The 25,213-nt window shown below is 74.0% G+C and carries 20 protein-coding genes; 10 read left to right on the top strand and 10 right to left on the bottom strand.

What is annotated here, in order from left to right; translation table 11 throughout:
- Positions 1–118: 118 nt before the first annotated feature.
- From QOL88_RS06300 to yczE, 3 genes are read right to left on the bottom strand one after another with little or no spacing between them, the layout of a single operon-like run.
- The gene (locus QOL88_RS06300) at positions 119–1,465 is read right to left on the bottom strand and encodes an MFS transporter (RefSeq protein WP_101927774.1); all 1,347 of its coding nucleotides are present in this window, start codon (positions 1,463–1,465) and stop codon (positions 119–121) included.
- Between the two features lie 50 nt (positions 1,466–1,515).
- Complete coding sequence (locus QOL88_RS06295) at positions 1,516–2,283, bottom strand: glycerophosphodiester phosphodiesterase family protein (protein WP_097215481.1); 768 nt, start codon at positions 2,281–2,283, stop codon at positions 1,516–1,518.
- Positions 2,280–2,933 (bottom strand): membrane protein YczE, encoded by a 654-nt coding sequence (gene yczE, locus QOL88_RS06290; RefSeq protein WP_097215480.1) that lies wholly within the window; start codon positions 2,931–2,933, stop codon positions 2,280–2,282. The genes QOL88_RS06295 and yczE overlap by 4 nt, the downstream gene beginning before the upstream one ends.
- 101 nt (positions 2,934–3,034) lie before the next feature.
- Here yczE and QOL88_RS06285 point away from each other — a divergent pair, with 101 nt between their 5' ends.
- Positions 3,035–4,534, top strand: coding sequence for an SCO1417 family PLP biosynthesis transcription factor (locus QOL88_RS06285; RefSeq protein WP_097215479.1), 1,500 nt, complete (start codon positions 3,035–3,037; stop codon positions 4,532–4,534).
- 127 nt (positions 4,535–4,661) lie between these two features.
- Here the strand turns inward: QOL88_RS06285 and QOL88_RS06280 are convergent, their stop codons facing one another.
- A complete protein-coding gene (locus tag QOL88_RS06280) occupies positions 4,662–6,359 on the bottom strand; it encodes a hypothetical protein (protein WP_257027566.1) in 1,698 nt (565 codons plus the stop codon).
- Between the two features lie 52 nt (positions 6,360–6,411).
- Entirely contained in the window at positions 6,412–6,606 is a 195-nt protein-coding gene (locus QOL88_RS06275) for a hypothetical protein (protein ID WP_030843336.1), read from the bottom strand.
- A 297-nt stretch (positions 6,607–6,903) separates the two neighbouring features.
- Here QOL88_RS06275 and QOL88_RS06270 point away from each other — a divergent pair, with 297 nt between their 5' ends.
- The 5 genes from QOL88_RS06270 (at position 6,904) to QOL88_RS06250 (ending at position 12,629) form a co-directional block, all read left to right on the top strand.
- Positions 6,904–7,296, top strand: coding sequence for an ankyrin repeat domain-containing protein (locus QOL88_RS06270; protein ID WP_062925708.1), 393 nt, complete (start codon positions 6,904–6,906; stop codon positions 7,294–7,296).
- A gap of 299 nt (positions 7,297–7,595) precedes the next feature.
- Entirely contained in the window at positions 7,596–9,014 is a 1,419-nt protein-coding gene (locus QOL88_RS06265; protein WP_283445878.1) for a HEAT repeat domain-containing protein, read from the top strand.
- Between the two features lie 188 nt (positions 9,015–9,202).
- Complete coding sequence (locus tag QOL88_RS06260; protein ID WP_097215478.1) at positions 9,203–10,330, top strand: glycosyltransferase family 4 protein; 1,128 nt, start codon at positions 9,203–9,205, stop codon at positions 10,328–10,330.
- Positions 10,327–11,520, top strand: coding sequence for a glycosyltransferase (locus tag QOL88_RS06255; protein ID WP_097215477.1), 1,194 nt, complete (start codon positions 10,327–10,329; stop codon positions 11,518–11,520). The genes QOL88_RS06260 and QOL88_RS06255 overlap by 4 nt, the downstream gene beginning before the upstream one ends.
- 266 nt (positions 11,521–11,786) lie before the next feature.
- The gene (locus tag QOL88_RS06250; protein WP_179878783.1) at positions 11,787–12,629 is read left to right on the top strand and encodes an SGNH/GDSL hydrolase family protein; all 843 of its coding nucleotides are present in this window, start codon (positions 11,787–11,789) and stop codon (positions 12,627–12,629) included.
- A 24-nt stretch (positions 12,630–12,653) separates the two neighbouring features.
- Here QOL88_RS06250 and QOL88_RS06245 read toward each other — a convergent pair whose 3' ends face one another.
- Genes QOL88_RS06245 through QOL88_RS06225 form a run of 5 tightly spaced genes read right to left on the bottom strand, consistent with a single transcriptional unit; the run spans position 12,654 to position 17,039 of the window.
- The gene (locus tag QOL88_RS06245; protein WP_097215476.1) at positions 12,654–13,523 is read right to left on the bottom strand and encodes a 5-oxoprolinase subunit C family protein; all 870 of its coding nucleotides are present in this window, start codon (positions 13,521–13,523) and stop codon (positions 12,654–12,656) included.
- On the bottom strand, positions 13,520–14,137 hold the full coding sequence (locus tag QOL88_RS06240; protein ID WP_097215475.1) for a 5-oxoprolinase subunit B family protein: 618 nt from the start codon (positions 14,135–14,137) through the stop codon (positions 13,520–13,522). Before QOL88_RS06240 ends, QOL88_RS06245 begins: the two co-directional genes overlap by 4 nt.
- Positions 14,134–14,892 carry a LamB/YcsF family protein gene (locus tag QOL88_RS06235; protein ID WP_097215474.1) on the bottom strand — a complete coding sequence of 253 codons (759 nt, stop codon included), beginning with the start codon at positions 14,890–14,892 and terminating at the stop codon, positions 14,134–14,136. Before QOL88_RS06235 ends, QOL88_RS06240 begins: the two co-directional genes overlap by 4 nt.
- Positions 14,893–14,907: 15 nt before the next feature.
- Positions 14,908–15,741 (bottom strand): putative hydro-lyase, encoded by an 834-nt coding sequence (locus QOL88_RS06230; RefSeq protein WP_097215473.1) that lies wholly within the window; start codon positions 15,739–15,741, stop codon positions 14,908–14,910.
- On the bottom strand, positions 15,738–17,039 hold the full coding sequence (locus QOL88_RS06225) for an MFS transporter (protein WP_097215472.1): 1,302 nt from the start codon (positions 17,037–17,039) through the stop codon (positions 15,738–15,740). Before QOL88_RS06225 ends, QOL88_RS06230 begins: the two co-directional genes overlap by 4 nt.
- 198 nt (positions 17,040–17,237) lie before the next feature.
- Here QOL88_RS06225 and QOL88_RS06220 point away from each other — a divergent pair, with 198 nt between their 5' ends.
- The 4 genes from QOL88_RS06220 (at position 17,238) to QOL88_RS06205 (ending at position 25,212) form a co-directional block, all read left to right on the top strand.
- Positions 17,238–17,933, top strand: a complete 696-nt coding sequence (locus QOL88_RS06220; protein ID WP_097215471.1) for a GntR family transcriptional regulator — start codon at positions 17,238–17,240, stop codon at positions 17,931–17,933.
- Between the two features lie 172 nt (positions 17,934–18,105).
- Positions 18,106–19,632 (top strand): hypothetical protein, encoded by a 1,527-nt coding sequence (locus tag QOL88_RS06215; protein ID WP_097215470.1) that lies wholly within the window; start codon positions 18,106–18,108, stop codon positions 19,630–19,632.
- A 31-nt stretch (positions 19,633–19,663) separates the two neighbouring features.
- Positions 19,664–20,545 carry a hypothetical protein gene (locus QOL88_RS06210; RefSeq protein WP_097215469.1) on the top strand — a complete coding sequence of 294 codons (882 nt, stop codon included), beginning with the start codon at positions 19,664–19,666 and terminating at the stop codon, positions 20,543–20,545.
- 35 nt (positions 20,546–20,580) lie between these two features.
- Entirely contained in the window at positions 20,581–25,212 is a 4,632-nt protein-coding gene (locus QOL88_RS06205) for a coiled-coil domain-containing protein (protein ID WP_097215468.1), read from the top strand.
- The last annotated feature ends 1 nt before the right edge of the window (position 25,213 follow it).

Here is a 25,213-nt window from a genome sequence, read left to right as displayed (position 1 = left end):
GCGCCCGGTTTGTCACATCTGATAGCAGATATAACCCAGCGTTTCGGCATCTTTGACGCGCAGTAACGGTCCGCCTGGCAGGCCAAACGCGTACACTACAGCCCTTTCGCTCCGAGTGCTAAATCCTGTCAGGAACCGGATTCCCCGCTTCGCCGATCGCACGCCGCACCGGGACCCGCGCGAGCAGGGCGAAGCCGAGGATGAAGAACACCACCAGCGAGATGATCGCGTCCCGGTAGCTCCCGGTCAGCTGGTAGGTGATCCCGAACAGCAGCGGCCCGAGCCAGCTCATGCCGCGGTCGCTCATCTCGTACGCCGAGAAGTACTCGGCCTCCCTGCCCGGCGGGATCAGATGGGAGAACAGGGAGCGGGACAGCGCCTGGCTGCCGCCGAGGACCAGGCCGATCCCGGCGGCCAGGACGAAGAACCACACCGGCACCCCGGCCGGCAGGAAGTACCCGGCCGCCAGTGTCACGGTCCATGCGGCCAGCGAGCCGAGGATCGTGCGCTTGGCCCCGTAGACCCGGGCCAGCCGGCCCATGGCCAGTGCGCCCGCCACCGCCAGCACCTGCACCAGCAGCACGGCGCCGATGAGGGTGGACTGGCCCAGGCCCAGCTCCTCGGAGCCGTAGACCGAAGCCTGGGAGATCACCGTCTGGATGCCGTCGTTGTAGACCAGGTAGGCGAGCAGGAACGCGAGCGTCAGCGGGTGGCGGCGCATGTCGCGGACGGTCGCCGCGAGCTGCCGGAAGCCCGGGAGGGCCGCCTCGCGCCCGGCGGTCCTGCGATCGCGCAGCCGCCGCAGCGGGATGACGGCGAACGCGCCCCACCACAGACCGGCCGATGCCAGACAGATGCGGACCGCCGTGCTCTCGGAGAGGCCGAAGCCCTCGTGCCCGGTGTAGAGGATCAGGTTGGCGACGAGGACCAGCGAACCCGCCGCGTAACCGAACGCCCAGCCGCGGGAGGAGACCGCGTCCCGCTGCTCGGGCGGGGCGATCTGCGGCAGGTAGGAGTTGTAGAGCATCATCGCCACGGACTGCGCGGCGTTCGCGACGACCAGGAGCGCACCGCCCAGCAGATAGCGGTCGCCGTCCAGGAAGAACATGGCCGCCGTGGCCGTGGCTCCGGTGTAGGCGGCGGCCGCGAGGAGGGGCTTCTTGCGGCCGGTGCGGTCGGCGGCGGCGCCCACCAGCGGCATCACCAGCACGGCCACGATCACCGACAGGGACACCGAGTACGCGAAGAAGGAGCCGGCGCGCACCGGGATGCCGAGGGGGTGGACGTACCCGTCGGCGTCGGCCGCCGACTTGGCGACCGACGTCAGATAGGGGCCCAGGAACACGGTGAGCACGCTCGTCGAGTAGACGGAGCAGGCCCAGTCGTAGAAGTACCAGCCGCGCTGCTCGCTCCTGCGCTCCGCGGCCCCGTCGGCCGGCGGTGTCCGCACGGTGTCGTTGCCCACCCGCGCCCCTCGCTTCCCCGTGAACGCGCAGAGGGGACGGGCCCGGGGTCTCAGACCCAGACGCCGCGGTCCTCCATGACCTTGCGCAACGTGTCGATGTGATCGGTCATGATGCCATCCACGCCCAGGTCGAGAAGCCGGTGCATGCCCTCGGGATCGTTGACCGTCCACACGTGCACCTGGAGCCCGCGTGCGTGGGCGGCGTGCAGGAAGCGCCGGTCCACGACCTGGATGCCGGACTGGATCTCGGGAACTTGGGCCGCTATCGCCGAGCGGCGCACCGCGGCCGGCAGCCCCCAGGAGCGCAACCGCAGGTTGAGCACGCCCCGGGTGCCGTACGACGTGGCCAGGCGGGGGCCGGCCAGCCGCTGGGCGCGCACCACACGCGCCTCCGAGAACGAGCCCAGGCAGATCCGGTCCCAGGACTCCGTCCGCCCGACCAGGTCCAGGAAGGGCAGGAGGGCGGCCTCCGTCTTGACGTCCACGTTCCAGCGCACGTCGGGAAAGGTCTCCAGGAGCTCCTCGAACAGGGGGAGCGGTTCCTCGCCCGCCACCCGCGCCTGCCGGACCTCCTGCCACGGCAGGTCGGCGATCCGGCCCGCGCCGTCCGTCACCCGGCCCAGGGTCGCGTCGTGGAAGGCGACGAGCTTGCCGTCCCGGGTGGTGTGGACGTCCGTCTCGATGTACCGGTATCCGGCCTCGACCGCGCACCGGAACTGCCGCACGGTGTTCTCCAGGCCGTCCGCGGCCCCGCCCCGGTGGGCGAAGGCGATCGGGCCGGGATGGTCGAGGTAGGGGTGGCGTATCCGCGGGGTCACGGACGCAGTATCGCCCCTCGGGGTTGACCGGTGGCAACGGCCGTGCTGCCGCCGGATGCCGGGGGGACGGCGAACACGCGCAGGAAGGCCTGGGCGAGGGGGCCGATTGCCAGGGCGTACAGGAGGGTGCCGATCCCGACGGTGCCGCCCAGCGCGAAGCCCGTCGCCACGACGGTGAGCTCGATGCCCGTGCGGACCAGCCGGATCGAGACGCCCGTGAGCTGGTGCAGTCCGGTCATGAGGCCGTCGCGCGGGCCCGGTCCGAAGCGGGCCGCGATGTACAGACCGGTCGCCGCGCCGTTCAGGACGATCCCCGCCACCATCAGCGTGATGCGCGGCGCCGGGCCGTGCGCGTCGGGCACCAGGGCCAGGGTTGCGTCCATCGCCATGCCGATGACCAGCACGTTGGAGATCGTGCCCAGGCCAGGCCGCTGGCGCAGCGGGATCCACAGGAGCAGCACGGCGGCGCCCAGCAGGGTCAGCACGACACCGATCGACAGCCCGGTCTTCTCCGCGAGTCCTTGGTGCAGCACGTTCCACGGCTCCAGTCCGAGCCCCGACCGGACGAGCAGTGCCGAGCTGGCGCCGTACAGCGCGAGACCGGCGTAGAGCTGGACGAGTCGCCGGGCGAGATGCCCCCGCGTGGACATGATGTGCCCCCCCTGTGGTGGTAGTGGACTGATGCATGCCACGATGTGGCTTGGATGGAGAAGCCATCCATGGCCAATCCGGGGAAGGTGGACTGATTTCGATGGCGGAGTGGACCTCGGCTGTGGGTGCGGCGCAACTCGCCCGGCTTCTCAGCTCTCAGCAGGACCGCCCGGCGGGGCCCGGTTCGCGCCGACCGCCGGCCTACCGTGCGCTCGCCGACGGCATCCGGCTGCTGGTGCTCGAGGGACGGGTCCCGGTGGCCGCCCGGCTGCCCGCCGAACGCGAACTCGCCCTCTCCCTGTCCGTCAGCCGTACGACCGTGGCCGCCGCCTACGAGGCGCTGCGCGGCGAGGGATTCCTGGAGTCCCGTCGGGGCGCGGGCAGTTGGACCGCCGTCCCGGCCGGGAACCCGCTGCCCGCGCGGGGGCTGGAGCCGCTTCCGCCGGAGGCCCTCGGCTCGCTGATCGACCTCGGGTGCGCCGCACTGCCCGCTCCCGAGCCCTGGCTCACCCGGGCCGTTCAGGGCGCGCTGGAGGAACTGCCGCCGTATGCGCACACGCACGGCGACTACCCCGCCGGACTCCCCGCGCTGCGGGCGATGATCGCCGAGCGGTACACCGCGCGCGGGATCCCGACCATGCCCGAGCAGATCATGGTGACGACCGGGGCGATGGGTGCGATCGACGCCATCTGCCATCTGTTCGCCGGGCGCGGCGAGCGCATCGCCGTCGAGTCGCCCTCCTACGCCAACATCCTCCAGCTGATGCGGGAGGCCGGGGCGCGGCTCGTGCCCGTCGCCATGGCCGAGGGGCTCACCGGCTGGGACATGGACCGCTGGCGGCAGGTCCTTCGGGACGCCGCGCCCCGCATCGCGTACGTCGTCGCCGACTTCCACAACCCGACCGGGGCGCTCGCCGACGAGGACCAGCGGCGACGGCTGGTGGACGCGGCGCGGTCCGCGGGGACGGTGCTGATCGCCGACGAGACGATGAGCGAGCTGTGGCTGGATCCGGAGGTGCGGATGCCGCGGCAGGTGTGCGCGTTCGACCCGGCCGGATCCACCGTGGTCACGGTGGGGTCGGCGAGCAAGGCGTTCTGGGCCGGGATGCGGATCGGCTGGGTGCGGGCCGCGCCGGACGTGATCCGCAGCCTGGTCGCCGCCCGGGCGTACGCCGATCTCGGCACACCGGTCCTGGAGCAGCTGGCGGTGAACTGGCTGTTCGGGACCGGGGGCTGGGAGCAGGCCGTGGAGGTGCGGCGGGCGCAGGCGCGGACGAACCGGGACGAGCTGGTGACCGCGGTGCGGCGGGAGCTGCCCGCGTGGGAGTTCGAGGTGCCCCAGGGCGGGTTGACGCTCTGGGTGCGCACGGGGGGTCTGTCCGGTTCGCGGCTGGCCGAGGCGGGGGAGCGCGTGGGAGTCCGGGTGCCGTCCGGGCCGCGGTTCGGGGTGGACGGGGCGTTCGAGGGGTATGTGCGGCTGCCGTTCACCGTCGGCGGGGCCGTGGCCGAGGAGGCGGCGGTGCGGCTGGCCGCGGCGGCGGCGCTGGTGGAGAGCGGTGCGGTGGGGAACGCGGAGGCGCCGCGTACGTTCGTGGCCTGAGAGGCGACGGGGGTGGCCGCCGGGGGTACGTGTCCTTCGGCGGCCTGAGGCCCCCGGGGGGTGCGTGTCCTTTGGCGGCCTGAGGCCCCCGGGGGGTGCGTGTCCTTCGGCGACCTGAGGCCCGTGGTTACTTCTCCTTGGTCAGCACCGGTCCCGGGTTCGGCAGGGGCTCCTTGGTCAGGACGGGGGTCGCCTCCGGCTCTGATTCCGGCGCCTGCGGAGCCACCGGCTGGGATTCCGGTTCCCGCTCCGCCGGTACCCGCTCCGGCTCGCCCTCCGACTGGTCCTGCTCCGGGATCGTCTCTCCGTCCGCCGGGGTCGTGCGCGGCGGGAGAAGGTCCAGGACGGCCTCGCACAGGGCGTCGGGCGTGGCGTCGTCGTAGGGGTTCGGGGTGGCCGGGACCTGGAGGCGGTGGACCGGGCCGCTGCCCAGCCGGGCGTAGCCGCGGCCGGGCGGGAGCTCGTCGATCGGCGTCGTGTGCGGGGGCGCGCCCAGGACCGACTCGAGCTGCTCCGCCGTGGCGGGTCCCAGAACCACGCGGGCGCGGGTGTGCCGGCGTACCGGCTCGCTGAGGGCGTCGAGGCTGTCCAGCTGGTCGGCCACGACCACCGTCACGTTCGCCGGGCGGCCGTGCCGGAGGGGGACCTGGAGGAGGGACTGCGGGTCCTTGCGGCCGTCCGCCGTGGCCAGATGGGTGAAGGCCGTCGGGCGGTCGAGGAGGACCCACAGCGGGCGCTTGGTGTCCTCGGGCGGCGGGTCGCCCGCCTGGTGGGCCCGGTTGGCGGCGATGAGACGGCGCTCCGTCTCGGTCGCCACCCACTCCAGACTGGCCGTGACCCCGGCCAGCCCGGCCTCCACGGCCAGGACGCCGTCCCGGCCGGTCAGGCAGGCGTACTCGCCGGTGCCCCCGCCGTCGACGATCACCACGTCGCCGTGGAGCAGGGCCTGCAGCGCGATGGACCGCAGCAGGGTGGAGGTGCCGCTGCCCGGCTGGCCGAGCGCCAGCAGGTGCGGCTCGGTGGAGCGCAGGCCCGTGCGCCAGACGACCGGCGGCACGTCCCGCTGCTTCTCCCCGAGGGTGAGGGGGAGGGTGCGCTGGACCCGGGTGGGGTCGGTGAAGCCGAGGACCGTCTCGCCGGGGGTGGTGACGAAACGCTGGGCGGCGATGTCGACGGGCAGCGGCATAAGCACGCCGACCGTCAACTGGTTGCCCTCCTCGTCCCACGTGAAGTGGTATTCGCGGCCCCGGCCCGACTTGGCCGCGAGGAGGTGCTCGATGCGGGCGCGTGCCTCGGCCTCGCTGTCGGTGAAGTACGCCGGGTAGCGGAGCACCAGCTGCGAGATCCGGCCCCCGCCGTCGAAGGCGTAGGTGGGGAAGGCCTTGTCCCACGCGCCGCCGTGGGAGTACAGCGGCTCGGGGTCCTCGGCGGCGGAGAAGTACGGCACGAGCGCCTCGTACAGCGACTTCAGCCGCTGGGTCTGCGACTCGTCGGGCCCGTCGGACGCCGCCGGAGAGCGGTCCCGGCCCTGCCAGGCCGCCGCCGCCATCAGGGTGATGGCGGCGAGCAGCGGTCCGTACGGCACCAGCGCCACGACCAGGACCACGGAGGCCACCAGGAACAGCAGTGCCCCCCGTCTCTCCTTGGGGGTCTCGGCCCATCTGCGCCGCCCGGCCGCTGCCAGCCGGCGCAGGCCCCGCGTGATCGTGATCAGCGGGTGGAGGACGTCCGTGGCGCTGTCGGCGGCCGTCCGGGCCAGCTCCCGGCTCCGGGCGAGCTGCGCGCTGCCGTTGCTCAGAATGCGGGGGAGGGGGCGCCGGGCCACTACTGCCTCCAGTGAGTGCGTACGGGCGGGATACGTACGGGGGACGGGGTCGTCAGAACTTGATTCCGCCGAGGAGGCTCGCCAGGCTCTCGCCGCCCGCCTTGATGCTCGGAGCGATGGCCGTACTCGCCAGATAGAAGCCGAACAGCATGGCGACCACGGCATGTGACGCCTTCAGTCCGTCCTTGCGGAAGAAGATGAAGACGACGATGCCGAGCAGGACCACGCCTGAGATGGAGAGGATCATTTGAGTTCTCCTGGTTCGCGGGGACAGTCACCATGAGTACTTCCAGGCTCACAGGATGTATCCATACGATAAAAGGTGCAACTGGGTGAAATTCGGACGATTTCCCCCGTGCGGCGGAGTGGTCCCGGGTCCGGTGGAGCCGGGCTGTTGCGCTTGTCCGGGTCTGTGCTGATCTTTACCTCGGGCACATCGGGTCATGTGCCGCGCGAGCCAGTACCCTGGCGATTCACTCGTACGGCTGCGCCCTCGCAGGCGTACGCACCCGAGGCGATGCGTAGTGGAGAGGCGGTCCGTCCGATGACCGAAGTCCCCGACCCCGAGGTCGTGGAGCTGGCGACCAAGATCTTCGATCTGGCCCGGCGGGGACAGACGGAGGCGCTCGTGGCGTACGTCGACGCGGGTGTTCCGGCCAACCTCACCAACGACCGGGGCGACTCGCTCGTGATGCTCGCCGCCTACCACGGCCACTCCGACGCGGTGCGCGCGCTGCTGGAGCGGGGTGCCGAGGCCGACCGGATCAACGACCGGGGCCAGACCCCGCTCGCCGGAGCGGTCTTCAAGGGCGAATCGGACGTGATCAAGGCCCTTCTGGAGGGCGGCGCCGACCCGTCCGCCGGCACACCCTCGGCGGTCGACACCGCCCGGATGTTCGGCCGGACGGAATTGCTCGAACTGTTCGGCGAGCACTGAACCGACAGGCTGACCAGCAAAGACACAGAAAACGGGGGAGGCGGTACGGGGCCGCCGAAATTTCGGTCGCGGCAGACGAGAGTGCCGAGTCATCATGACGACGTGGTTCACGGACGTGATGGTTGGGCAGGTGTTGCCGCACCGCGCGGGCCGTGACGCGGTCCGCAAGGGCCACCGACGAGAGGCAGAGGAAGATGGTCTACAGCAAGCAGGAAACGGCGGGCACTCCGACGTGTTGTCGCGCGGCCAGGTAGTACACGTCCCCGGTTGCGTCGACGCTTGATGTGAGGCTGTTTCCCATGTTCGATCCGGTCATAGCGCCCAGCGGTACGCTGCTCGGCCTGCTTCAGCGGGGCCGCGGCGACGGCACGTTGCACGCGCTCACCGCCCCGCGCCCCGAGGCGCTGGCGGCGCTGAACCACTGCGTGCTGCGCGATCCCCGCCACGACTGGCAGGTGGAGAACCGCTCCCTCTACTACGCCCGCCTCTTCCTCGACCTGGGCGGCGAGCTGGACGAGGTCGAGGCCCACCTCTTCTGCGCCGAGGACGTCCTCGACGGCGACGAGTCACGCACCGGGCTCGCCCTGGCCGTCCTCGGGCACCTCGCCTCCTACGGCAGGCGGGACGCGCTCGAACTGCTGCGCAGGTACGCCGCCCACGGCTCCAACTGGGCCTGGGCCCTCGACGAACTGGCCCTGAGGGACGACGACGCCGGACTGCGCGCCCTCGCCGCGCCCGTCCTCGCCCGCTTCCCGGCCGATCCGGAGGGCGAAGCCGAGCTGGCCGCCACCGTCCGGGACGCCTTCGAGCCCCGGCCCTGGCGGCTGTGGGCCGAGGATCCGCGCGAATCCGTCGCCGCACGCGTGCGTGCCGCCCACGAGACGGGCTGTTTCGACCGCTGGCAGCGGCAGATGCGACCGTCCGGCCCCCGCCCCGGGTGGAGCGTGCAAGCCGTCTTCGAATGGGCCCAGCAGGGCATCGAGCGGGGTGCCGCCCTCCATGTGCCGGCCGCCCGCTGCCTGACCGCCGTGGCGGGTCCCGAGGACCGGGCCGAGATCGTCCGGGCGGCGCAGGACGGCACTGACGGAGCCCGGTGCACGGCCCTCAGGTACCTCGCCGACGGCAACGATCCCGAGGCCCTCGATCTGATCGAGGGCGCCGTGGCCACCGGCTCGACGCTCGTCGTGGACGCCGCCGTCGACGCCTTCGAGCGGATGCGCTCGCTGACCGCGGTGGACCGGGCGCGCCGCTGGGCCCGGCGGCCCGACGCCCTCGGCGCCGCCGCCGGCCGCGTCCTCGCCTGCCGCGGCGGAGTCCAGGACCGCGACCTGGTCCTCGCGGCGGTACGGGAGGCCGTACGGGGCGAAGGCCCCGACGCGCCGACCCTGTGGACGCTCGTGGACGGCACCGGACGGCTCGGCATCGCCTGCGCCGCTCCCGTGCTGCGCCACGTCTACCGCGAGACCGCCTCCTCCCATCTGCGCGGCCGGGCCGCCCGGGCCCTCGCCGCCACCGACCCGTCCTTCGCCACCGGCTTCGCCGTCGAGTGCCTGTGGGACTGCGAGGAGACCACCCGGGAGATCGCCGCCCGGCACGCCGAGACGGGAGACGCCCGCGTCGTCGAGCGCCTGCGCCGGCTCGCCGCCGACCCGGCCGAGGAGGCCGAGGTGCAGACGGCCGTACGCAGCCGGATCGGTCCCGGGGGGACCGCTGTGTGACCCCCCCGCCCCGAGGGGACGCGGGGGCGGATTCGCGCCTCCAGGGTGAACGTGGGGTGACCCGCGGGTCAGGAGGGCATGGCCACCCCCTGACCTGCGCGGGTGCACCTCACAACGCTCATAGGACGTTCCTCGTCCGGACAGATCCACGTTGACGCGACCACGTCCGGCACGGCGACAACACCGGTATGCGTGTCGTCATCGTGACCGAATCCTTTCCCCCCGACGTGAACGGCGTGGCCCACTGCGCGCTCCAGACCGCCCGGCACCTCGTCGAGCGCGGTCACGCCCCCGTCGTCGTCGCCCCGGCCCCGGCGCCCGGGCACAAGCCCGACGCCTTCGCGCCGTGCCCCGTCGTCCACGTCCCCTCCCTCCCGCTGCCCGGCTACCCCCAGGTCCGCGTCGCCCTCCCCAGCCGCCGCCTGGCCGCCACCCTCGTCGAGCACCGTGCCGATGTGGTCCACCTCGCGAGCCCCTTCGTCCTCGGCGTACGCGGCATGGCCGCCGCCGCCCGCCTCGGCACCCCCGCCGTCGCCGTCTACCAGACCGATCTGGCCGGCTACGCCCGCACCTACATGGGCGCCGGAGAGGCCGCCGCCTGGCGGCGCATCCGCTCGGTCCACGGCGCCGCCGACCTCACCCTCGCCCCGTCCAGCGCCGCTCTGCACGACCTGGCGACCCACGGAGTGCCCCGGGTCGAGCTGTGGCCGCGCGGCGTGGACACCGAGCGCTTCCGGCCCGACCGGCGCGACGAGGCCCTGCGCCGCGAACTCGCCCCGAACGGCGAGCTGATCGTCGGCTACGTCGGCCGGCTCGCCCCCGAGAAGCAGGTCGAACTCCTCGCCGGCGTCTGCGGCCTGGAGGGCGTCCGGGTCGTGATCGTCGGCGACGGCCCCAGCCGGCCCGGCCTGGAACAGGCCCTGCCCGGCGCCGTCTTCCTCGGCCGGCGCACCGGTGACGACCTCGCCCGGGTCTTCGCCTCGTTCGACGTCTTCGCGCACACGGGGCCCTTCGAGACCTTCTGCCAGACGGTCCAGGAGGCCATGGCCAGCGGCCTGCCGGTGGTGGCGCCCGCCGCGGGCGGACCGCTGGACCTGGTCGCCCACGGGCACACCGGGCTGCTCGTGCCGCCGCGCGACGCGACCGCGGTCCGGGACGCGGTGCGGTCCCTGGCCGCCGATCCAGGGCTGCGGGCCGCCTTCGGCGCCGCCGGGCGCGCCACCGTCGAGGGCCGCACCTGGGCGGCCGTCGGCGACCGGCTGATCGAGCACTACACGAAGGTGCTCGCCGGGCGGCGGACGGCGGTGGCGGCATGAGCGACTCCCGTCCCGGCAGCCGCCGCCAAGCGCTGCGGATCGTCCGGCTCGCCAACTTCGTCGCCCCCTCGTCCGGCGGACTGCGCACCGCGCTGCGCGAACTCGGCAAGGGCTTCAAGGCCGCGGGGCACGATCCTGTCCTCGTGATCCCCGGCGAGCGCATGAGCGACCGCGAGACCGAGCAGGGGCGGGTGATCACCCTCCCCGGGCCGCTGCTGCCCGGCACCGGCGGTTACCGCGTCCTCGCCGACAAGCGTCGGGTGGCCCGGCTCCTGGAGGAGCTCGCGCCGGACCGGCTGGAGGTGTCCGACCGCACGACCCTGAGGTGGACCGGCAGGTGGGCGAGGCGCGCCCGGGTCCCGTCCGTGATGGTCTCCCACGAGACGGCCGACGGGGTGCTGCGCACCTGGGGCGTGCCCGAGGGAGCCGCCCGGCGCGCCGCCGACGCCCTCAACGTCCGTACGGCCCACACCTACTCGCGCGTGGTGTGCACCACCGAGTTCGCCGAGCGGGAGTTCGTGCGGATCGGGGCCCGCAACATCGTCCGGGCGCCGCTCGGCGTCGACCTGGTGCAGCGGCACCCGGCGCTGCGCGACCCGGACATCCGGGCCCGGCACGCGCGCGAGGACGAGACGCTGCTCGTGATGTGCTCGCGGCTGTCCGTGGAGAAGCGGCCCGGAACGGCGCTGGACACCCTGGAGGCGCTGCGGCGGCGCGGGCGGCGGGCCGTGCTGGTCGTGGCCGGGGACGGTCCGCTGCGCTCCCGGCTCGAACACCGGGCGCGCGAGAGCGGCCTGCCGGTCACCTTCCTCGGGCACGTCTCCGACCGCGGACTGCTCGGCGCGCTCCAGGCGTCCGCCGACATGGCCCTGGCGCCGGGGCCCGCCGAGACCTTCGGGCTCGCCGCTCTGGAGGCCATGGCCTGCGGCACGCCCGTGGTGGCGAGCGCGTCGTCCGCGCTGTCGGAGGTGATCGGCTCCGCCGGGGCCGTCGCCGCGGACCACGGGGAGGCCTTCGCGGACGCCGTGGACCAGCTGCTGGAACGCCTGGAGGCGGACCGACGCGAGGGGGCACGCGCGCGTGCGGAGTGCTTCGGCTGGGACGCGGCGGTCGACGCGTTTCTCGCCGCGCACGACGCGGCTGTCCCGGTGCGTCCGGCCCGGCCGTTCGTGCCCGGGGGCGTGGCATGAGACCCCCGTGGGTCGAGGGGCCTCCGTGGGTCGAGGGATCCCCGCGGTTCGAGGGGCCTCCGTGGGGCGAGGGGCCTCCGTGGGGCGAGGGGCCTCCGTGGGGCGAGGGGCTTCCGTGGTTCGAGGGGCCTCCGTGGGTCCAGGGATCCCCGCGGTTCGAGGGGCCTCCGTGGGTCGAGGGACCCTCGCGGTTCGAGGGACCCTCGCGGTTCGAGGGACCCCAGCGGTTCGAGGGACCCCAGCGGTTCGAGGGGCCGCTGCGGTTCGTGGCTCTCGGTGACTCGCTCACCGAGGGCGTGGGGGACCCCGTCGGTGACGGGGTGTGGCGTGGCTGGGCCGCACTGCTCGCGGACGGGCTCGCCGAGGAGCCGGTCGGGTTCACCAACCTCGCGGTGAGCGGCTCACAGACCCGGGACGTGCTGGAGCGGCAGCTGCCCGCCGCGCTGGAGCTGCGGCCCGACCTCGTGTCCGTCGTCGTCGGCGTCAACGACACCCTGCGCTGCACCTTCGACATCCGGGCCGTGGCCGCCCGGCTCGACCAGGTGTACGCGGCCTGCACCGAGCGGGGTGCGGTCCTGCTCACCGCGTGCCTGCCCGACCCGGGCACGATGCTCGGCCTGCCGGGCGCCCTCGCCCACCCACTCGCCCGGCGGCAACGGGCCGTGAACACCGTGGTGCACGCCCTGTCCGAGCGGTACGAGGCGCTGCACCTGCACGCCTGCGAGGGCGAGTGGACCTCCGACCGTGCCATGTGGAGCGCGGACCGGCTGCACCCCGCAGAACGCGGACACCGGCAACTCGCCCTGCGTTTCCACACGCTGCTCGCCGAGCGCGGCCTCGCCACGGGGCCCGCGCCCTCGCCCGAGCCCGAGTTCCCCGTCCCGACGACCTCGGCGAGCCTGTGGTGGCTGGCCACGGCCGGCACCGGCTGGGTGGCGCGCCGCTGCACCGACCTGCTGCCCCAGCTCCTGACCCTGGCCGCCGACGAACTCCGGCATCGCGCCCGGGGCACGAGCGCCCGGCTCGACCTGAGGGCCTCGGCCGCGGTGTCCGCCGCGCTCGGCGCCCTGTCGGTGACGGAGCAGGCGGACGCGGCCCAGGTGTATTGACTCGCAGGGTTGTTGACGCGGGGCCTAGCGGCGGCGTACGGCGACGAAGCGGACCGGTGTGCCCGGGACCGCCTGGGCCGCGGCCGGGAGGTCGGCGGCGCGGACCACGGCGATCACCGGATACCCCCCGGTGGTCGGATGGTCGGCGAGGAACACCACCGGCCTGCCGTCCGGCGGGACCTGCACGGCACCCAGCACCATGCCCTCGCTGGCGAGTTCGCCCGGCCGGGCCCGCTCCAGAGCCGGTCCCTCCGTGCGCAGCCCGATGCGGTTGCTCGCGGAGGACACCCGGTAGGCACGCGTGCAGAAGGTGTCCACGGCCTCCGGCGTGAACCAGCCGTCGCGCGGGCCGAGGGTCACCCGCAGCACCAGCTCCGCCGGTGGCGCCGGCTGCGGGGCGACGTCCACACGCGCGTGCACGCCCGACGGCCGGCCCAGGGGCAGCACCGTGCCGACCGCCAGAGGGGCCGGGCCGAGCCCCGACAGCAGGTCCGTCGACCGGCTGCCGAGCACCGCCTCGACCGCGATGCCTCCGGAGACCCCCAGATAGGCGCGCACGCCCGACACGGCGGGGCCGACGTCCAGCAGCGCTCCCGCGGGCACGCGCACCGGCGCGCTCCAGGCGACGGGACGTCCGTCCACGGTGACCCGGCAGGGCGCGCCCGCCACCGCCACCGTGACGGCCGAACGGGGGCGTACGGCACAGCCGTCGAGGGTCGTCTCCAGCACGGCCGCCGCGGCCGGATTGCCGACGAGCCGGTTGACGAGGCCCGCGGCGGGCCGGTCCAGCGCGCCGGAGCGGGGTACGCCGAGGTGGGCGTGTCCGGGGCGGCCCGCGTCCTGCACGGTGGTGAGGGCCCCGGCCCGGACGACGGCGAGGGCGCGGTCCGTCATGACCTCGCCTCGGGGACGAACCGCACGCGCGTGCCCGGCGACAGCAGCGCGGCCGGCACGCGCGCGTGGTCCCACAGCACGGCGTCCGTCGTGCCGATCAGCTGCCAGCCGCCCGGCGACGAGCGCGGGTACACGCCCGTGTACGGGCCCGCCAGGGCGACCGACCCCGCCGGGACTGCCGTGCGCGGAGTGGCCCGGCGCGGGACGTCGTAGCGCGGTGGCAGGCCGGTGAGGTAGCCGAAGCCGGGTGCGAAGCCGCAGAAGGCGACCCGGAATTCGGTGTCGCCGTGGATACGGGCGACCTCCTTCTGCGGCACGCCCCAGTGGGCGGCGACGTCGGCCAGGTCCGGGCCGTCGTACCGCACCGGGATCTCCACCACGTCACGCGCGCGTGGGGGAGCGGGCGGCAGGTCGGCGGCGGTCAGTTCGGCGGCCAGCCGGGCCGGGGTGTCGAGGCCGTCGAGGAGGACCGTGCGGGCCGCGGGCACGATCTCGCGGGCCGCAAGGGAGCCCTGCGCGCGGCGCCGCAGCAACTCCGCGTGCAGGGACTGGGCCTCGTCGTCCGAGGAGACCTCGACGAGCAGGGCGTCCTCGCCCACGGGCAGCACCTTCATGCGAAGGCCTCCACCCGGACCCCGCAGGCCGCCAGGCGCTCGCGGACCCGCCGCGCCAGGTCCACGGCGCCCGGGGTGTCGCCGTGCAGGCACAGCGACCGCGCGCGTACCTCGATGCGCGTCCCCGTGTGGGAGACGACCTCACCGGACCGGGCGAGGCTCACGGAGCGCTCCACGACGGCGTCGGGGTCGGTGACCACGGCGCCCTCCAGGGTGCGCGGCACCAGGGTGCCCGCGTCGGTGTACGCCCGGTCCGCGAACGCCTCGGTGACGACCGGTAGTCCGGCCTTCCCGGCCAGCTCCAGCAGGCGGGAGCCGGGCAGTCCGAGGACGGGCAGCGCGGCGTCCGCGAGGAGCACGCCGTCGACGACCGCGGCGGCCTGCTCCTCGTCGTGCACGACCCGGTTGTAGAGCGCGCCGTGCGGTTTGACGTAGGCCACGCGAGCGCCCGCCGCACGCGCGAAGACCTCCAACGCGCCGATCTGGTAGGCCACTTCGGCCGCCAGCTCGGTGGACGGCACGTCCATCGCGCGCCGCCCGAACCCGGCCAGGTCCCGGTAGGACACCTGGGCGCCGATCCGGACGCCGCGCTCGGCCGCCAGGTCGCACACCCGGCGCATCGTGACCGCGTCCCCGGCGTGGAAGCCGCAGGCCACGTTGGCGCTGGTGACGACGGACAGCAGCTGTTCGTCGTCGGTGAGCCGCCAGCGGCCGAAGCCCTCGCCGAGGTCGGCGTTCAGGTCGATCGAGGTCATGTGCCGTGTCTCCAGTCAGGCCACGCGGTACTGCTCGTCGCGGGCGTCGGTGAGGAACATCTGCCCCGGGGCGTGCGTGAGGGCGAACGGCGGACGCGAGGCCATCACGGCCGCCTGCGGGGTCACTCCGCACGCCCAGAACACCGGGATGTCGTCCGGCTCGGCATCCACCGGGTCCCCGAAGTCGGGGCGGCCGAGGTCGTCGATGCCGAGGCCCGAGGGATGGCCGCAGTGCACGGGGCTGCCGTGCACCGCCGGCATGAGGCTGCTCTCCCGGATCGCCGCCGCCAGCTGCCGGGGCGGCACCGGCCGCATGGACACCACGAGGGGCCCGTGCAGCCGCCCCGCCGGACGGCACTGCCGACTGGTCACGTACATCGGGACGTTGCGGCCCTGCTCGACGTGGCGGATCGGAACACCCGCCTCGCCCAGCGCCCACTCGAAGGTGAAGCTGCACCCGATGAGGAACGACACCAGGTCGTCCCGCCAGTGGGCCCGCACGTCCGTCGGCTCGTCCACCAGCTCGCCGTCCCGCCAGACCCGGTAGCGCGGCAGGTCGGTGCGCAGGTCCGCGCCCTCGGCCAGCACGGTCGTCCAGGAGCCGGCGTCCGTGACGTCGAGGACCGGGCAGGGCTTGGGGTTGCGCTGGCAGAACAGCAGCATGTCGTAGGCCCAGTCGGCGGGCACCGAGATCAGGTTGACCTGGGTGTGGCCCGCCGCGACCCCGGCCGTGGGGCCCGTCAGGCCCTCCCGGAAGCGGGAGCGGGCCGTTCCGGGGCTCCACGCGCGCGCGTCCTCGTCGACGAGGACCACCGGACGGTCCTCGGTACCGGTGCCCGTGCGGTTCACGCGAGTTCCTTCCCGCGCGTCTCCGGCAGCCCGAGCAGGGCCAGGGCCGCGATGCCGTAGCCGATCGCGCCGAAGACCAGCGCGCCGCCGACGCCCCAGCTGTCGGCCAGGAACCCGACCATCGTGGGGAACACGGCACCCACCGCGCGCCCGGTGTTGTACGTGAAGCCCTGCCCCGTCCCGCGCACCGCCGTCGGGTACAGCTCGCTCAGGTAGGACCCGAAGCCGCTGAAGATCGCCGACATACAGAAGCCGAGCGGGAAACCGAGCACCAGGAGCAGGGTGTTGGCGCCGCTCGGGATGTTCGCGTACGCCAGGATGCAGAGCGCGGAGAGCAGGGCGAAGAGCCAGATGTTGCGCCGCCGGCCCAGCTTGTCGGTGAGGTAGCCGCCGGTCAGATAGCCGATGAAGGCGCCCGATATGAGGAGCGTCAGATAGCCGCCGGTGCCGACGACCGACAGGTCGCGTTCGGACTTCAGATACGTCGGCACCCAGGTGGCCAGGGTGTAGTAGCCGCCCTGGACGCCGGTGGACAGCAGTCCCGCGAAGAGGGTGATCCGCAGCAGGCCGGGCCTGAAGATCGCCGTGAACGAGCCCTTCTCCGCGCTCTGTTCACGAGCCGCGGCCGCCTCGGGGGCGTCGTGCACGCTGCGTCGCAGCCAGATGACGAGCAGCGCGGGCAGCGCCCCGGTCCAGAACATGATGCGCCAGGCCAGGTCGTCGCCGGCCACCGAGAAGACCAGGGTGTAGACGATCACGGCGAGGCCCCAGCCCACGGCCCAGGAGCTCTGGATCGCGCCGAGCGTGCGCCCCCGGTGCTTGGCGCTCGCGTACTCGGCGACCAGGATCGCGCCGACCGCCCACTCGCCGCCGAAACCGAGCCCCTGGAGCGCGCGGAAGACCAGCAGCGTCTCGTAGTTGGGCGCGAAACCACAGGCGACGGTGAACACCGCGTACGTGATCACCGTGAGCATCAGCGCCTTCACCCGGCCGACGCGGTCCGCGAGGACGCCCGCGAGGGCGCCGCCGACCGCGGAGACCACCAGCGTGACCGTGGTGAAGAGACCGGTCTGGCCGCTGTTCAGGCCGAAGTAGGCGGACAGTGCGACCATGCTCAGCGGCAGCGTGAAGTAGTCGTACGAGTCCAGGGCATAGCCGCCGAAGGCGCCGGTGAAGGCGCGGCGGCCGCGTGGGCCGAGGGCGCGCAGCCAGCCGAACGCCCCGTCGTCCGAGGTGCGTTCGGTGGTCGCGGGGCGTGGGTCGTCGATCTGGGCCTGCGGTGGAGGGGTCGTGCTCATGGGCACCTCGCAGAGGGAGGACGGAGGGTGCTTCGGGGTGAGCCGTGCCGTACGGAGGCGGTCGGCGCCGCGGTGGGGAGCGCGGTGGGGAAAGCGGCCCCGCCGCCGCGACGCTGTGCATAGCACCGTAGAGGATTGTTCAACGATCCCTCAATACCCATGTTGGTTCGTTCTTGTGATCTGCGGTTGAATTCCGGCATGGCAGAGCAGCTGAAGGACCTCGCCGACGACCGGGCCCTCCTCGGGCGCACCAGCACCGCGGAGCGGGTCTCGGACATCCTCAGGAGCCGGATCGCCGAGGGTTACTTCCCGCCCGGCACCCGCCTGTCGGAGGACAGCATCGGCGGCGCGCTCGGCGTCTCCCGCAACACGCTGCGCGAGGCGTTCCGGCTGCTCACGCACGAGCGGCTGCTCGTCCACGAGCTGAACCGGGGCGTCTTCGTCCGGGTCCTGACCGTGGAGGACGTCGAGGACATCTACCGCACCCGGCGGCTCGTCGAGTGCGCCGTGGTCCGCGGTCTCGGCGAGCCGCCCTACGGCCTGGACGGGCTCGCCGGAGCGGTCGAGGAGGGGCGGACCGCGGCCCGGGAGGGTGACTGGAAGGCGGTGGGTACCGCGAACATCCACTTCCACCGGGAGCTGGTCGCTCTCGCCGCGAGCGAGCGCACCGCCGAGCTGATGCGGAGCGTCTTCGCCGAACTGCGGCTGGCGTTCCATGTGGTGGACGAGCCGCAGCGGCTGCACGAGCCGTACATCGCACGAAATATCGCGATTCTTGAAGCTCTTCAGGGCGGAGACCGTGAGCAGGCCGAGGGGCTGCTCGCCGGGTATCTCGACGACTCACTGGAGCGCGTGGTCGAGGTGTACCGGCGGCGGGTCGGCGAGGACGGCTGAGGACGGCTGAGGGGGGGGCTGAGGGCGGCTGAGGGGGCGGCTCCGGAGGTCGGTGAGGACGGCTGGGGGCCGGCGGCTCAGGGGGTCGGCGAGGGCGGCTGAGGCCGACGGCGCAGGGGGGCGTACCGCGTCGTTTGGGTTGTTGTCAGACCCAGGACCTAGTCTGTGCACCGTGACTTCGCCTGCATCGACGGACAGCGTTCCGCCCCAGCTCAGCGCGGGGCCGCGCCCCGCCCCGGGGCCGGCCGCCGACGAGGGCCTGGCGCGGCGCCTGCGCGCGCTCGCCTGCACCGCGCCGTTGCACGACCTGGACGCGCGCAAGGCGAACCTGGCCGGCGCGTACTCGGTGTACGGCATGGCGGAGGTCGCCCTCGCGGCGATCGACCTGGTCACCCTCAACATGGACTTCGACACGGGCGCGGACCACGACCAGATCGTCGCCCGGCTCATCCCGCGCATCGCCGCCCAGGCCCCGCAGCGCCCCACCGCCGAGCACGAACGGGTGGCCCGCTGGGTCCTGGAGAACCTGATCAACGTCGGCAGCGTCGACCGCGGCTTCCGCGCCGTGTACGGCACGTTCGGGGCGGACGGCACCTACGTGCGCCGGGACTACGACTTCAAGCTGATCGAAGAGGTCCCCGGCCCCGGCGGCACGGTCTACCTCCGCACGACGGACGAGGCGGTCAACGTCCTCGTCGGCGCCCTCGACACGGACGTCACCAGCGCGCAGATCGCCGCCGAGGTCAAGCTGGAGGTGCTGATCAGCCGTGGCCGGCTCGCCGACGCCCAGCTCGCGGCCGAACAGGCCCGCTACCGGACCGTGCAGTACTCGGAGACCCTGCGCCGCGCCCTGGACGCCACCCGGCGCAACGTGCGCGCGGTGGACTGGCTCTCGACCGTGCCCGACATGATCGCCGAGGCGCTGGAGCACGTCGCCGACCGCTACCGCCATGAGAACGCGATCCTCACCAACATCCGCAAGGCGCGGGACGAGTCCGAGGATCCGGAGCAGAAGCGCCGCGCCGCCGAGCTCGTCGACATCGTCAAGGACTGCATCCGCCGGCACACGCAATTGCAGTCCCGCCTGCTGGAGGCCGGGCCGCTGTTCCGCGCCGAGCAGGACCGGCAGGCCTTCGCCACACCGATGACGACGTCGGGCATAGACCTCTACGGACATCTCGTCTCACCCGTGCTCCCGCTGCCGCTGGAGCAGGCCGTCCGGGTCACCGACGCCTTCTTCGGCCGCGGCACCGGGCTGCGCACGCCGGTGTCCGTCCGGGTCGGGGACCTGGTCGACATACTGCTGACGCCGCCGGTGGAGCGGGAGCACCTGGGCGCGGAGATGCCCGAGCCGGACCTGATCGCCACGCCGGACGACAGCCGGTTCAGCGAGGAACAGATGGCGGCGGCGCAGGAGCTGCTCGACCTGCCGGCGGACGCGCCGCGCCGGTTGTCGGGACTGCTGGCGCAGGCCCGCGGGCAGGACCCCGAGCTGCCGTACCTGGTCGCCCTGCTGGCGGTGCACGCCGCCAGCCCGCCGGTCGGCACGGCCTATCGCCAGGGCGAGCAGAAGTTGCTGTTCGCCGTGGACGACGGGACAGAGCTCGACGACCCGGAATTCGGCGGCGCGGACCTGATCGTCGGCACCGCACTGCTGGACGCGGCGGGGATGGCCGCGGACCGGACGGAAGCAGCATGAGTCAGCACGAGTGGCACAAGGAGTCCCGACCGTGAGCGAGCATGTCGAGTGGAGCGAGCCGGACGGACCGCCGCCCGCGGCCGGTGCCGCCGTCACTCCCGCCGACGCCGCCGACGCGGCCCGGCTCGTGTCGTTCGGCCTGCAGCCCAAGCTGCAGCCCGCCCGCGACCAGGAGTACGCGGACCTGCTGCGGCGCTACCGCGAGGACCCGCCCTTCGCGCGGCTCGCCGACGCGGTGGCGACCGGGCTCGGCCTGATCGTGCTGGAGGTGTCCCCCCGCGCGGGCATGGCCGTGACCGCCGCCGAGGACTCGGTGTTCGCCGTCCGCATGGGCGACTACGCGCGTCGTACGTCCGCCGACGGCGGCGACCGGTTCCTGCACGGACTCGCCCATCTCGCCGTCGCCGCCATGGCGTTCCCGCGCCCCGAGGACCTCGCCGACGACGGCTACATCGGCCGCGTCTCGGTCAACGGCGTCGACGCCTTCGTGCGCCAGGCCTGCCGCCGCCTGGAGGAGCGCGCCGACGAGCAGGGCGAGAACACCGACCCGGCGACCGACGCGCCCGGCCTGGAGGCCGCCTGGCGGATCTGGGTGCGGCGCAGCGCGACCGGCGCCACCAAGGACGCCCGCCGCCTGGCCGGTTCGACCACCGGCATCGTCGCCAAGGCCGTCGCCTTCCTCACCGACTCCGGATTCCTGCAGCGCACCGGCGACGACCACGGCGGCACCTACCGCACCACCGCCCGCTACCAGCTCCAGGTCCGCGACATGGCCGGCAGCGCCGCCATGGCCGAACTGCTGGAACTGGGCGTCGTCCCGGTCACCGACGGCACACCGACGCTGCTGCCCGCCGAGGAGAGCGACGACCTGGAGCTGGTCGCCGACGCCGGGCTGCCGTTCCACTCCTCCTGAACTCCCCATCTCACGAAGACTTACGAGAGTCCGCCATGTACGAGCTGTCCCGGGTCCGCCTCTACTCGATCGGGCCCGCCGGTGCGCGCTACGCCGACACCGTGCTTGACCTGCGGGGGGTCGGCGAGATCGTGCCCGACCCCGCGCCCACGCAGGCGGAGTTCTTCGAGGACGAGCCGGTCGGCCCGCCGCGCCGGCCCGCGCCCGCCGGTGTGCTCTTCCTGGAGAACGGCGGCGGCAAGTCGGTGCTGCTCAAGCTGATCTTCTCCGTGATGCTGCCGGGCCACCGCAACACCCTCGGCGGCGCGAGCTCCGGCGTGCTGCGCAAGTTCCTCCTCGCCGACGACTGCGGGCACGTGGCGCTGGAGTGGCAGCACGTGCTGACCGGCGAGTGCGTCGTCGTCGGCAAGGTCAGCGAGTGGCGCGGGCGACAGGTCTCCAACGACCCGCGGAAGTTCGCCGAGGCCTGGTACTCCTTCCGGCCCGGGCCCGGACTGAGCCTGGACGGTCTTCCCGTCGCGGAGTCCACCGCCGTACGGGCCCCGGTCGAGGGCCAGTCCAGCGCACGCGGGCGGCGCCGCACCATGAAGGGCTTCCGCGACGCCCTCACCGAGGCGGGCAAGAACTACCCGCACCTGGAGGTGCACTGGGAGGAGACACACGACCGCTGGATCGAGCACCTCGGCGACCTCGGCCTCGACCCCGAACTCTTCCGCTACCAGCGCGAGATGAACGCCGACGAAGGAGAGGCCGCCGGTCTCTTCGCGGTCAAGAAGGACGCCGACTTCACCGACCTGCTGCTGCGCGCCGTCACCGACACCCGCGACACCGACGGGCTCGCCGACCTGGTCAGCGGCTTCGGCAACAAGCTGGGCCGACGCGCCGAGCTGATCGCCGAACGCGACTTCACCGCCGGTTCCGTCGACCTCCTCGGCCGGATCGTCGAGGCCGCCGAGGCCCGATCCCGCGCGCGTGACATCCACACCGGAGCCGAGCGCCGCACCCGGACCCTGGCCCGCAGACTGACCGCGCGCGGCGTGCGGGAGCGGGTCCGGGCCGCCGACCTGGCCCAGCGGGTCACCGCCGCCGCGTACGCCGTCACGCACGCCGAGGCGGCCCGCGAGCGCAGCGCGCTGATCTCCGCCGAACTCGCCTACCGGCACGCCTCACTCGCGCTCGCCGGGGCCGAGAAGTCCGCCGCCGCGCAGAAGCGCGAGCTAGCCGACGCCCGCACGCTGTACTCGGCGTGGCAGGCTGCCGAGGCCGTGCTGCGCCACCGTGCCGCCTCCGACCGCGTCACCCGCGTCGCCGCCGCCATCCAGGAGGCCGAGCGGGACGCCGCCCCCGCCCTGGCCGCCCGCTCCAAGGCCGCCGTCGACCTCGTACGGGCCCTGCACGCGGCCGCGGAGAAGGCGGAGAGCCACGCCAACGAGGAGGAGGAGCGCTCCGCCGCCCTCCAGGAGGTCAGCGACGCGGCCTACCGCGACTCCACCGCGGCCGCCACCCAGGCCCAGCGCGCCCGCAGCGAGATCGGTCACCTCAAGCAGCGCCTCGCCGAGGTCGAACAGGAGACCGCCGAGGCGGTCCGGGCCGGCTGGCTCGACGACTCCGCGCCCGACGCCGACCCGGCCCGCGCGGCCCTCGCCGCCAGCGACGCCGAGAAGAGCGCCGTCGCGGCCTGGGACACCGCCCGCGAGGCGTCCCGCCGGGCCTCGGAGCACGCACGCGAGGCCGCTTCCACCGAGACCCGCGCCGAACTGACCGCGGCCCGCGCCGCCGACGCGGCCACGGCGGCGGAGCGCTCGTACGAGGCCGAGCGCCGCACCGCCGAGGCACTCGCGGGCGAGGAGCGACTGGCGGAACTGCTCAGCCTGACCCCGCAGACCCGCCCGGGCATCCCGCAACCCCGCCACGGCACGGACGGCGAGCCCGTCGCGCACCCGGCCGCCGGCGAACAGGGCCTCGCCCCCGAGGAACTCGACCGCTTCGCCGACGACCTGCGCGACCTGCTCGACGACGCCGTCTCCTCCGCCGAGCGGCAGCTGTTCGACCTGCGCACGGCAGCCGCCGACGACTCCCGCATCCTCGGCGCGCTCGGCGACGGCGGGCTGCTGCCGCCCGGCCCGGACGTGCTGGCCACGGTCGAGTTCCTCGGCGAGCACGGCATCCCCGCGCTGCCCGGCTGGCGCTATCTCGCCCAGGCCGTCGATCCGGCGGACCACGCGCGCGTGCTGGCCGCCCGGCCCGAACTCGTCGACGGCGTGATCATCACCGACCCCGACTCCCACGCACGCGCCCGGGAGGCGCTGGGCGACGCGGCGCTGCTGCCCCGTTCGGCCGTGGCGGTCGGCACCGCTGCCGCCCTGCTGGCCCCGACGCCCGCCCCGGACTCCGACAGCGGCGACGTGTTCCTCGTGCCGCCGAACCCGGCCATGCACGACGAGCACGCCGCCGACGAGGAGCGGCAGGCGCTGCGCGCGCGGGCCACCGAGCGGGACGAGGAGATCCGCACCCTCGCCGCCCGGCTCGGCAAGGACCGCGAACTGGCCGCCCGGCTCGCCTCCTGGCGCACCGGCTGCCCCGCCGGCCGGCTGACCGAACTGGCCCGCGCGGCCCACGACAGCCGCGCGTTCGCCGAGGAGTCGGAGGCCGAACTGGCCGAGGCCCGGACCGTGCGGGCCGAGGCCGACGAGGTCGCCGCCGAGGCCGCCCGCGTCCGGGACGAGCGGCAGGAGGCCGCCCAGAAGGCCCGCCGCTCCGCCGACGCCCTCGCCGGGCTCGCCTTCCGGCTGCGCGAACGGGCGGGCTGGCAGGTCAAACTACGTGAACTGGCCGACGAGGCGGCCGAGTCCGAGGCGAGCGCGCAGTCCTGCCTGGAGCGGGCCCGGGCCGCCGACGAGGACCGGCGGGCCGCCCAGCGCGCCGCCGACGACACCCGCCGCACCTCCCGCGCGCTGCGCGCCGAGCGTTCCGAGATCGCGGGCGCACCCGACGACGTGCCCGCCGACGAGGACCAGACGCCCAAGGCCTCCCTGCCCGCCCTGCGCGAGGCCTACCGGGCCGCGTCCCAGGTGTACGAGAAGGTCGGCGTGGGCGCCGACCTGCGCGCCGAGCAGGCCCGTGCCGAGAGCGACGAGAGCGCGGCCCGCGCGGAGCTGGACCGGCTGAGCAACAAGGTCCGCACCCGCGCGGAGCAGCTCCTCGAATCCCCCGACGGCTCCGACGGACCCAGCCGCCAGGCCGCCGCCGCCCGGGCCGAGGAGCTGGTGCAGCTCCTGGAGACCCGGATGTCGACCGCGAGCGAGCAATTGGGGCGGCTGCGCGGTGAGGCCGAACGCCTCGCTCCCGCCGACGACGGCGCGACGCACACCGACCTGCCCGAGGAGCTTCAGCCGCGCGACGCCGAGCACGCGCAGACCCTGCTGCGCACCGCCACGGCCGAACTCGCCTCGCACACCGAGGCGCTGAACCAGGCACGCGACGCGCACGCCGAACTCCTCGACGCCCACCGTGCCGCCGAGGACGCGGCGAGCGGCTTCGACGAGATCGCCGCCATGCTCCGGGACCTGCTGCGCGAACACGCCACGGACGAGGAGCACGAGGAGCCCGAGCCGTACCCCGGCAGCCCCGAGGAGGCCCGGCAGTCGGCCGCGGAGGCCCGTCGCTCCCTGCGCGGTTGCGCCGCCGACCTGTCCGCCGCCGAAGCCGCCGTCCGCGAGGCCAGCGACATCCTCGTCCGGCACGCCAACTCCACGCGCTACGAGCAGGTGCGCACCCCGGCCCGCCAGCAGATCCGCGAACTGCCCGCCTCCGCGCTGCCCGAGCACGCCCAGAAGTGGGCGGACGCCTTCGCGCCCCGGCTCCGCGTCCTCACCGACGAACTGGAGCAGCTGGAGCGCAACCGCGACTCGATCGTGGACCGCCTGCGCGGCCTGGTCGAGTCGGCCCTGGCCACCCTGCGCTCCGCGCAGCGGCTCTCCCGGCTCCCGGAGGGCCTCGGCGAGTGGTCCGGGCAGGAGTTCCTCCGCATCCGCTTCGAGGAGCCCGACCAGGCCACCCTCACCGAGCGGCTCGGCGAGGTCATCGACGAGGCGACCCGCGCCGCCGTCAAGAAGAACTCCGACCTGCGGCGCGACGGCATGTCCCTGCTGCTGCGGGGTGTCGCGGCGGCGCTGGAGCCCAAGGGTGTCGCCGTCGAGATCCTCAAGCCCGACGCCGTGCTGCGCGCCGAGCGCGTCCCCGTCGGGCAGATGGGCGACGTCTTCTCCGGCGGCCAGCTCCTCACCGCCGCCATCGCCCTCTACTGCACGATGGCCGCGCTGCGGTCCAACGACCGGGGCCGCGACAAGCACCGGCACGCCGGCACGCTGTTCCTCGACAACCCCATCGGCCGCGCCAACGCCACGTACCTGCTGGAACTCCAGCGGGCGGTGTCGGACGCCCTGGGTGTGCAGCTCCTGTACACCACGGGCCTGTTCGACACCACCGCGCTGGCCGAGTTCCCCCTGGTCATCCGCATGCGCAACGACGCCGACCTGAGGGCCGGCCTCAAGTACATCAGCGTCGAGGAGCACCTCCGCCCGGGTCTGCCGCAGCAGGCCCAGGCGGGGGAGGCGGTCCACAGCGAGATCACGGCGACCAGGATGTACAAACGCCCCGTGTCATGAG

This window comes from Streptomyces sp. Ag82_O1-12, from assembly GCF_900182715.1.
GTDB classification, from domain to species: Bacteria; Actinomycetota; Actinomycetes; order Streptomycetales; family Streptomycetaceae; genus Streptomyces; species Streptomyces massasporeus.
The sequence above is the reverse complement of the archived record's forward strand: the minus strand, read 5'-3'. Positions and strand labels throughout refer to the sequence as shown.

Excerpts from the sequence above, each read along its gene's own strand:
- QOL88_RS06245 (WP_097215476.1), bottom strand. The coding sequence starts at position 13,523 with ATGACGGACCGCGCCCTCGCCGTCGTCCGGGCCGGGGCCCTCACCACC.
- QOL88_RS06275 (WP_030843336.1), bottom strand. The coding sequence starts at position 6,606 with ATGATCCTCTCCATCTCAGGCGTGGTCCTGCTCGGCATCGTCGTCTTC.
- QOL88_RS06260 (WP_097215478.1), top strand. The coding sequence starts at position 9,203 with ATGCGTGTCGTCATCGTGACCGAATCCTTTCCCCCCGACGTGAACGGC.
- QOL88_RS06270 (WP_062925708.1), top strand. The coding sequence starts at position 6,904 with ATGACCGAAGTCCCCGACCCCGAGGTCGTGGAGCTGGCGACCAAGATC.
- QOL88_RS06240 (WP_097215475.1), bottom strand. The coding sequence starts at position 14,137 with ATGAAGGTGCTGCCCGTGGGCGAGGACGCCCTGCTCGTCGAGGTCTCC.
- QOL88_RS06225 (WP_097215472.1), bottom strand. The coding sequence starts at position 17,039 with ATGAGCACGACCCCTCCACCGCAGGCCCAGATCGACGACCCACGCCCC.
- yczE (WP_097215480.1), bottom strand. The coding sequence starts at position 2,933 with ATGTCCACGCGGGGGCATCTCGCCCGGCGACTCGTCCAGCTCTACGCC.
- QOL88_RS06265 (WP_283445878.1), top strand. The coding sequence starts at position 7,596 with ATGTTCGATCCGGTCATAGCGCCCAGCGGTACGCTGCTCGGCCTGCTT.
- QOL88_RS06220 (WP_097215471.1), top strand. The coding sequence starts at position 17,238 with ATGGCAGAGCAGCTGAAGGACCTCGCCGACGACCGGGCCCTCCTCGGG.
- QOL88_RS06255 (WP_097215477.1), top strand. The coding sequence starts at position 10,327 with ATGAGCGACTCCCGTCCCGGCAGCCGCCGCCAAGCGCTGCGGATCGTC.
- QOL88_RS06285 (WP_097215479.1), top strand. The coding sequence starts at position 3,035 with ATGGCGGAGTGGACCTCGGCTGTGGGTGCGGCGCAACTCGCCCGGCTT.
- QOL88_RS06235 (WP_097215474.1), bottom strand. The coding sequence starts at position 14,892 with ATGACCTCGATCGACCTGAACGCCGACCTCGGCGAGGGCTTCGGCCGC.
- QOL88_RS06205 (WP_097215468.1), top strand. The coding sequence starts at position 20,581 with ATGTACGAGCTGTCCCGGGTCCGCCTCTACTCGATCGGGCCCGCCGGT.